Source organism: Synechococcus sp. R55.7 (assembly GCF_047461955.1).
Classification (GTDB): domain Bacteria; phylum Cyanobacteriota; class Cyanobacteriia; order Thermostichales; family Thermostichaceae; genus Thermostichus.
This window is the reverse complement of sequence record NZ_JANSIC010000233.1, coordinates 1-4,035: the sequence shown is the minus strand read 5'-3', so window position 1 is coordinate 4,035 and position 4,035 is coordinate 1. Positions and strand designations below refer to the sequence as shown.

At 60.1% G+C, this 4,035-nt stretch carries 2 protein-coding genes; both read right to left on the bottom strand.

Features of this window, described 5'->3' with window-relative positions; translation table 11 throughout:
• Positions 1–12 precede the first annotated feature (12 nt).
• The gene (locus tag NW820_RS10835; RefSeq protein ID WP_414407494.1) at positions 13–477 is read right to left on the bottom strand and encodes an SOS response-associated peptidase; all 465 of its coding nucleotides are present in this window, start codon (positions 475–477) and stop codon (positions 13–15) included.
• 47 nt (positions 478–524) lie between these two features.
• On the bottom strand, positions 525–4,035 hold a 3,511-nt coding region (gene treS / locus NW820_RS10830; RefSeq protein ID WP_414407493.1), incomplete at its 5' end, for a maltose alpha-D-glucosyltransferase.

Here is a 4,035-nt window from a genome sequence, read left to right as displayed (position 1 = left end):
AGCTCAGTAAATTCAGCAAAGTTCAGGGTTTTGGGGGTTAGAGGCATGCTCCACCCCCTCTGGACTGCGCCAGCGTTCCCAAATGCCGGCAAAGGCAAATACCGGTCGATCCAGCAGGTGAAACCAGTAGGGTTGTCTGCTCTTGGCCGTACCTGAGTCGGCCCACTCGTAGAAACCATCTGCCGGGATCAGGCAGCGACGACGGCGGAAAGCTTCGCGGAAAGAAGGCTTCTCAGCTACTGTCTCAGCTCGGGCATTGATCCAGCCGGCCTGAGGAGCTCGGCTCCAGCTGGGGATCAAGCCCCAGCGAAAATGGGTTGCCTCGCGCTGAAGGGATCCCGCCACCACCGCCAGCACCGGCTGAGAAGGAGCGATGTTGTACCGGGAGACAACTGCCCTTTCTTGGGCTGCCACCGGCAAGCCGAAATGCTGCATCAGCACTTCTGGGGCCACTGCCAGGCTAAACCGTCCACACATGTTTGTCCCCCAGTCGCTCACCCCAAATGGCCTGCCGGCAGGATCCCCTAAACCTTGGTGGAAATGCCCAGCAACTGCAGGATCCCGCGCAGGGGAATCTCCACCCACTCGGGGCGGTGGTTCAACTCATAGCCCAGCTCGTAAATGGCTTTTTCCAGCAGATAGGCGTCCAACAACACCTCTATCTCTTGCAGGCTGCGGGGCAAAAAAGCCGCTTGGGAAGCCACCTGCAGATATTCGGCCAAAAAGCCCGCGCAGACCCAGCGGTGCCAAAACTGGGCCCACCGCATCATGTCGGGGCAGTGGTCGGCGCAGACCAAGCCGCTCTCCAGTTGCTGGCGCAAAGCTGTGTGGACAGCATAGTGGAAGGATCGCAGCATCCCCGCCACATCCCGTAAGGGGCAACGCTTGAGACGCCGTTCGCCCAAAGAGCGGGCCGGCTCCCCTTCAAAGTCGATGATGACAAAGTCTTTGCCGGTAAACAGCACCTGGCCCAGGTGATAATCCCCGTGGCAGCGGGTACGCAGGGCAGTGATCTTCCGCTCCAGGATCAGGCGGAAGCGGCTCATGATTTCCCCTTCTTGGTCGCAAACAGCCCGAGCCAAGTTGGCCTCTGCTTCCGGCAGCTTGGGGAGCTGCTTATAGGGACTCCGTCCCGCTGACGCGAACAGCAGCGGAAACACCTGCCCCACCAAGTTGCGCATGGACTGGTAAACGGAGCGCTGGTACAGGCTGGAGAAAGGCTCTGGGGCAAAGTCTTTGTTCTCCGTATCGGCAGCCAGGGCGATGTGCAGCTCGGCGGTGCGCTTGGCCAAGATCCGCACCGATTCTAGGTAGCTGCCGATGGTGGCGTAGGCCAGCTCCGGCAAGGGCTGTTGGGAAAGCTCCAAGAAGGATCCCTGCGGCACGGGCACGGGATCCACCTCTTGGTAGTGAACCAGCACCGCCTCAAAAAATTGCCCCAGGCTGTCCAGGGTATAGTGCCAGGCATCTCCCTCGTTGGGGATGTACTCCTGCAAAATGGCCAGGGTAATGGGCTGATCGGCGGGATCAAACCCACGGGCCCCGCGACGACGGCGATACTCCAGGGATCCCAGCAGCCGTGGCACGCGCACCTGGGGATGGTGCTCCAGCAGGTAGCGGCCTATCTCCAGCTCTGGGTTTACCCCCTCGGCCACCCGGTGGTAGAGCTTGAGGAGGTAGTGGTTGCCATAGACAACGGAGGTGTAGCTCTGCTCCGCCTTGAGGAGGCGGGGTTCCAGGTCATGCTCAAGGGCAGCAAAGCTAGTGGCCCAGAGCTCTCCCTGACGGTGACGCAGGCGGCCCTGCTGGGCAATTAGCTGCAGCAGCCGCAGCAAGAAGCTTTTGTCAGCCAGAGCGTTGAAAATTACTCCCGCCGGCCCTCCGGCCACTTGCACAGGGAGGATGACCGCCTGGGGCATCTCTAGGCGCAGGTGTACGGCTGCTTCTTGGGTGGCATAGCCCACAGGGAGAGAGTAGAGCTGCGTATCGCCCTCGATAAACTCGGCCTGGAGAAGCAAGATCTGGCTGCCCAGCAAGGACTCCTCTTCTCGGCGGCAGGGGATAGCCTGCAGGATATGGATCGCCTGGAGCTGGCGGTTTTGGGAGCCAAACCAACGACAGCGGTAGAGGTAGTCCGCCAAGACTGCCTCCAGCTGCTTTTGGCTTTCCCCTTGCAAGAGACTGTCCCAACTACCACTTTGAACAACCAGAGGACTACCACTTTGAACAACCAGAGGGACCAGGCGTTCCTGCTCCTCCGCTTTGCTGGGGCTGAGGTGGATGGTCTCCGTTTTGGGCTCAAGGGAAAACCAGTAAAAGGAATGGGGGCCTAGCGTTAGGAAATAGGGCAGTCGCCCAATAGGGGGAAACTCGGTGTGGCCAAAGATCTCCACCGGGATCAATCCTTCCCACGGCGATAGATCCAGCCCCACCCACTGGGCGTAGCGGGAGAGGTTGGCCACCACCAAGATGCGCTCGCCGCGGTAGGCTCGCACAAAGGCAAGCACCTTGCGGTTTTCCGGGTGGAGCAGCTCAAAGGAGCCGCGGCCAAAAGCTTGGAATCGCTTGCGCACGGCGATGAGCCGCTTCATGGTCCACCACAGGGAATGGGGGTTGTTTCGCTGCGCCTCCACATTGACAGCTTCGTAGTGGTACTCGGCGTCGATGACGATGGGCAGGTAGAGCTTCTGGGGGTTGGCCCGCGAAAAGCCGGCGTTGCGGTCGGCGCTCCACTGCATGGGGGTGCGCACGCTATTGCGATCCCCCAGGTAGATGTTGTCCCCCATGCCGATCTCGTCCCCGTAGTAGATGACCGGCGTGCCGGGCAGAGAAAACAGCAGGCTGTTCATCAGCTCGATGCGGCGGCGGCTGTTGCCCAGCAGGGGGGCCAAGCGGCGGCGGATCCCCAGGTTCACCCGCGCGTTGGGATCCTTGGCGTACACCTGGTACATGTAGTCCCGCTCCTCGTCAGTGACCATCTCCAGGGTGAGCTCGTCGTGGTTGCGCAGGAAGAGGGCCCACTGGCAGGTTTCAGGAATGGGAGGGGTTTGTTGCAGGATGTCAATGATGGGGAAGCGATCCTCCATCTGGATGGCCATAAACAGCCGTGGCATGAGGGGAAAGTGGAACTCCATGTGGCACTCGTCCCCATCGCCGAAGTAGGCCACAGCATCTTCTGGCCACTGGTTGGCCTCCGCCAGCAGCATGCGGCCAGGATACCTTTGGTCAATGTGTCGGCGCAGAGCCTTGAGAAAGGCATGGGTCTCCGGTAGGCTCTCGCAGGTGGTGCCCTCCCGCTCGTAGAGATAAGGCACCGCGTCCAGCCGCATGCCATCTACCCCCAAGCTCAGCCAAAAGTCCACCACCTCGAACATGGCTTTTTGTACGGCGGGGTTGTCGTAGTTGAGATCTGGCTGGTGGGAGTAAAAGCGGTGCCAGTAGTAGGCCTTGGCCACTGAATCCCAGGTCCAGTTGGACGCTTCAAAGTCTTGAAAGATAATACGGGCCTCTTTGTACTTTTCGGGGGTATCGCTCCAAACGTAAAAGTCCCGCTCGGGGGTGCCGGGGGCAGCTCGTCTGGCCCGCTGAAACCAGGGGTGCTGATCCGAAGTGTGGTTGAGGATGAGCTCAATGATGACGCGGATCCCCCGCTTATGGGCAGCCTCCAGAAAGATCTTGAAGTCCTCTAGGGTGCCCAAGTCAGGGTGAACACTGGTAAAGTCAGAAACGTCGTAGCCGTCATCTTTTAAAGGCGAGGGGAAAAACGGCAGCAGCCAGACGGCTGTAATCCCCAGTTCTTGCAAGTAGTCCAGCTTTTCGGTCAGGCCCTGGAAGTCGCCCACGCCATCGCCGTCGCTGTCGAAAAAGGCCCGTGCCGGCAGCTCGTAGATGATTGCATCTTTGTACCAAAGGGGGTCGTGGGTGAGGGGGGAGATGAGGCTGCGCAGAGGGGCTCGGATCATCATGTCGGTCATGTCGGCAACAGAGACAGGATTGGGACACCTTGGCAACCCTAGCCGTTGAATGGGGATCCCC

Bases quoted from the DNA above. Each gene is read 5' to 3' on its own strand.
- NW820_RS10835 (WP_414407494.1), bottom strand. From the start codon at position 477: ATGTGTGGACGGTTTAGCCTGGCAGTGGCCCCAGAAGTGCTGATGCAG.